The sequence below is a fragment of the Persicitalea sp. genome (genome assembly GCF_041751555.1).
In the GTDB taxonomy this organism is placed as follows: Bacteria; Bacteroidota; Bacteroidia; order Cytophagales; family Spirosomataceae; genus Persicitalea.
In genome coordinates, this window is sequence record NZ_JBGSXF010000687.1 from 1 (window position 1) to 4,492 (window position 4,492).

At 52.9% G+C, this 4,492-nt stretch carries 6 protein-coding genes; 4 read left to right on the plus strand and 2 right to left on the minus strand.

What is annotated here, in order from left to right; translation table 11 throughout:
* The coding region (locus tag ACEW8P_RS24175) for a PaaI family thioesterase (protein WP_373515628.1) at positions 1-298 on the minus strand (298 nt) is incomplete at its 3' end.
* Positions 299-487: 189 nt separating this feature from the next.
* On the opposite strand from ACEW8P_RS24175, the gene ACEW8P_RS24180 reads away from it, so the two are divergent.
* From ACEW8P_RS24180 to nagA, 4 genes are all read left to right on the plus strand, one after another.
* Positions 488-1,282 (plus strand): phosphosulfolactate synthase, encoded by a 795-nt coding sequence (locus ACEW8P_RS24180; RefSeq protein ID WP_373515633.1) that lies wholly within the window; start codon positions 488-490, stop codon positions 1,280-1,282.
* Positions 1,261-1,914 carry a DedA family protein gene (locus tag ACEW8P_RS24185; protein WP_373515629.1) on the plus strand — a complete coding sequence of 218 codons (654 nt, stop codon included), beginning with the start codon at positions 1,261-1,263 and terminating at the stop codon, positions 1,912-1,914. Before ACEW8P_RS24180 ends, ACEW8P_RS24185 begins: the two co-directional genes overlap by 22 nt.
* A gap of 114 nt (positions 1,915-2,028) precedes the next feature.
* On the plus strand, positions 2,029-2,802 hold the full coding sequence (locus ACEW8P_RS24190) for a shikimate dehydrogenase (RefSeq protein ID WP_373515630.1): 774 nt from the start codon (positions 2,029-2,031) through the stop codon (positions 2,800-2,802).
* Positions 2,790-3,923, plus strand: a complete 1,134-nt coding sequence (nagA, locus tag ACEW8P_RS24195) for an N-acetylglucosamine-6-phosphate deacetylase (protein WP_373515631.1) — start codon at positions 2,790-2,792, stop codon at positions 3,921-3,923. Before ACEW8P_RS24190 ends, nagA begins: the two co-directional genes overlap by 13 nt.
* 14 nt (positions 3,924-3,937) lie before the next feature.
* On the opposite strand, the gene ACEW8P_RS24200 is transcribed toward nagA, so the two are convergent.
* Positions 3,938-4,492 (minus strand): RibD family protein (locus ACEW8P_RS24200; RefSeq protein WP_373515632.1); only part of this gene is annotated, 555 nt, incomplete at its 5' end.

Here is a 4,492-nt window from a genome sequence, read left to right on the forward strand (position 1 = left end):
CGCTCAGGAAATCGCAGTTCAGGTTCACGGAGGTATAGCCGTACTCGCGGCCCAGCATGAAAACCATCATGCCGACCACTTCGTCCATGATCGCGGCGGCGGCTCCCCCGTGTAGCACGCTCATCGGATTAGTCATTTCCTCCCGTACTATAAACTCCACGCTGATTTTCCCATATTCCACTGCCCGCAGGGTGCCGTTGAGCCAGCGGCCCAGGGGAGAGATGCTGTCGCTCAAATCTTGGCCAATGCGAGCGCGGAAAAAGTCAAGACGGGGGTTCGATTGGGGGTTCTCACTCATGCAAAAAGAAAGGTTGGGGAAATATTAAGTTTGGGGTTAGACTAGCCAATAATAGGAATAATCGTAGAATATCACCCTGAAAAGTGCATAAATGGTGTATTTTATTACGGAGGTCTAAAAGGTTCTCCTTACCTTTGGGCGATTTTTCAGGGCCGATAGCCCAGCTGAATGGAACCCTCCCTCGAACCTATGAACTACGACCTGTCGCAAATCCCTGACCGCACTGCAAAACCCCGCGAAAACGGCATCACGATGGTGATGGACAAGGGGTTGAGCGTCCGCGAAGCGGAAGATATGCTTTCGACCTCCCACCCGCACATCGACATCGTTAAACTGGGCTGGGCGACTACTTTCGTGACGCCCGATCTTGATAAAAAACTGGACGTTTACCGCGCGGGCAACATACCCTTTTATTTCGGCGGTACGCTCTTCGAAGCATTTGTGGTACGCAACCAGTTCGACGACTTCCGCCGTCTGATCGACCGATACAAGCTGCAATACGCCGAGGTTTCGGACGGTTCTGTGGAGATGCCCGCCGATGAAAAGTGCGAGTACATCCGTACGCTGGCCAAGCAGGTGACAGTACTTTCAGAAGTAGGTTCCAAGGATGAGGAGAAGATTATCCCGCCCTACAAATGGATTCGGCTCATGCGGGCCGAACTGGAAGCCGGGGCCTGGAAAGTGATCGGCGAAGCCCGCGAGGCGGGCAATGTCGGCCTGTTCCGGGCGAGCGGCGAAGTACGGCAAGGACTGGTCGAAGAAATTCTGACCGAGATACCCAGCGAAAAAATTCTCTGGGAAGCTCCCCAAAAAGCGCAACAGGTTTGGTTTGTCAAACTGCTAGGCGCGAACGTCAACCTGGGCAATATTGCCTCCAACGACATCATTCCGCTCGAAACCATCCGTTTAGGATTGCGGGGTGACACTTTCACTCATTTTCTAGATCAAGAAACCCAACAAAAATGGAAATTATCAGCCAAATAGTCGATTTCTTCCTGCACCTCGACAAGCATCTGTTCGATATAATTGAGGAATATGGTACGCTTACGTACCTCATCCTGTTCCTGATCGTGTTTGCCGAAACGGGGCTGGTGTTTATGCCACTATTGCCCGGCGACTCGCTGCTGTTTGCGGCGGGCGCACTAGCCGCTTCCACGGGTGCGCTGAATGTCTGGCTCATTATTGTACTGCTTATCATCGCGGCACTGCTGGGCGACAATGTCAATTACTTTGTAGGTAAATATCTGGGCACCCAAATCAAGCAGCGCGAACGGGTACTTTTCCTGAAGCGCGAATACCTGGAACGCACCGAGGCGTTTTACGCCAAGCACGGCGGCAAGACAGTCATCATGGCCCGTTTCATTCCCATTATCCGCACGGTGGCGCCCTTCGTGGCCGGGGCGGGCAGCATGGAATACGGTAAGTACATCGGTTATTGCATCGCGGGGGCACTGTTGTGGGTACCGACGCTGACTCTGCTGGGGTACTTTTTTGGAAATATTACTTTTGTAAAAGAAAATTTCGAACTGGTTATTTTCGGCATCATTGGGTTGTCGGTCCTGCCGATTTTGTGGGGTTTTATCAAGTCAAAATTCCTCACGCCCAAGGCAGTATAAGGGGGTCAACGGTTAACGGTCAACGGTTAAACGGCGTTCTACGCCATCCTTTTGTAGTCGATGGTATTCCGCGTAACGTTGACCATTAACCTTTAACCATTAATCCAATTAAGCATGAACCAATACGGACTGATTGGCTACCCCCTCACCCACTCTTTTTCCAAGAAGTACTTTGGCGAAAAATTCGAGCGGGAAAAGATAAAGGGTAGCCGCTACGATTTGTTTGAATTAAAAACGATCGATGAATTACCCGCCCTACTCACCAATACCGCCAACTTGCACGGTCTGAACGTGACAATCCCCTACAAGCAAAAGGTGATCCCTTTCTTGGATGGGCTAGACGAGTACTCTGCCAAGCGAATCGGTGCAGTAAATACGATCAAGATTTACGCCGACGGCTCCACCAAGGGCTTCAATACTGATTATTACGGCTTCCGACAGTCGGTTTCCGAGTGGCTCGACCGTCGGGGTGAGTCCTGCGACGGCATGAAAACACTGGTACTGGGAACAGGCGGCTCTTCCAAGGCCATCGTAGCCGCGCTCACCGACTTGAAAGCAAACCCACAGCTGGTGTCGCGTAAGCCCGAAGATAACGAAATAGGCTACGACGACCTGACGGAAGAAATCATGACGGAACATCGGCTCATCGTAAACACGACCCCGCTGGGTATGTTCCCCAATGCGGAAACTTGCCCGCCCATCCCCTACGAGCTGATTACTCGCCGTCATTTTCTGTATGATTTGGTGTATAATCCCGTAGACACGGTTTTCCTCCAAAAAGGAGCCGAGCAAAAAGCTGCCACGCACAATGGCTTGAAAATGTTACAACTACAAGCTGAAAAAGCCTGGGACATTTGGACGCAGGAAGGAGACTTATGGAATCGATGATCCTGACCAACGCCACGCTGTTTACGGGCGAGGCCGTCCTGCCTGACCACGCCTTGTGGCTGGAAGCAGGCAAAATTCGCGCGGTAATGCCGACGACCGAACTACCCGAAGGCGTCCCGACACGCGACATGAACGGGGCGTGGCTCGTGCCTGGCTTCGTGGATTTCCAGCTTTACGGTGGCAGCAACGGTTTCCTCACGCGCGACGGCTCGGTGGCATCGTTAATTAACATGCGCGAAACGCACTTGCAGGACGGCACCACAACCATTGTGCCGACGGTTTACTCAACTACCAAAGAGCGGATTTTGGCGGCGGTTGAGGCGATTCGGGATTACTGGCAAGAAGGGCGCACCGGGGTCGCTGGGTTGCACGTAGAAGGCCCGTTCATCAGCCAACCCAAGCGCGGAGCGCACAGCGAAGCGATGGTGAGGCCTCCCAGCCGCCTGGAACTGACGGAGTTGATTGAAAAAGGGAAAGATGTGATCAAGGTCATGACTATCGCCCCCGAATGCTTTGACAATGAATTACTGGATTTGCTCAAAACTACCAGTTGGGCCATCGCTGCTGGCCACACCAACGCGACCTCGGAGCAGATGAAGGCTTTTTTTGACAAAGGTTTCCATCTCGTCACGCACCTTTACAACGCCATGCGGCCGATGGAAAGCCGCGAACTAGGCGTAGTCGGCACCATTTTCGACCGCGACGACGTCCACGCCAGCCTGATTGCCGATGGCTTTCACTGTGACTTCGGGGCGATTCGGATTGCCAAGAAACTACTGGGAGATCGTCTTTTCCTGATTTCGGACGCGACTTTTGCCAAGTACGAAGGGACGCGTTTCGAGTTCGAGGGCTTCGTCACTAACTACGATGGCGAGCGCTTCACCAATGATGAGGGGCTGTTGGCAGGATCGTGCATTACGCTGTTGGATGCGGTACGGAATTGTGTTCAAAAAGTGGGCCTAGCCCCGGAAGAGGTATTCAGGATGGCCTCGACCTACCCAGCTCGGCAACTTGCCATGGATGACCGTATTGGACATCTCAAACCGGGCTACACGGCGGATGTCGTGGCTTTGACGCCGGAGTTGGAGGTGGTGGAGGTTTGGTCGGCACGAGAACGCTGACGGCGTTGAACGGATCAATTTTGGTAGTACATCCACAAATTACCGTCGACATTTTCTGACCCAATCAAAGTACCCGCGATCATTGGTGCTTTCACGCCTTTTCTCCCTTTGTTATGACCTTCACTCTCTCCAACATCATCCAATCGCAACGGACTCTGGCAACGCCGGATCTCGTCCCACAACCCCGCCTCGATGAAAGATCGAAGTACCTGCGCGCCGCCTTCCACCAATAGCGACTGGATTTTGCGTACGTGCAGGTCGGCCAGGATTTGGGGCAGTTCGTCGTCGCCTGTTTTTATTTGGGAAAATGCCAAAGGAGGGAAAGCGTCGTAGCGTTCGGGGGAACCGGGTACTTCTGTTTTCTTTTTATAATTATAAATGATCGTCGGCTGCGAGCGATCGAAAACATGCAGCGTTTCTGGCAATGAAAGGTTCCGGTCAAGTACCACGCGTACGGGATTTTGGCCGGGCCAATGCCGAACATTCAGACGAGGATTGTCATTAAAGGCTGTGTTTCGCCCGACCAGAATGGCGTCCTCTTCACTACGCCAGCGATGGACACGCTGCGA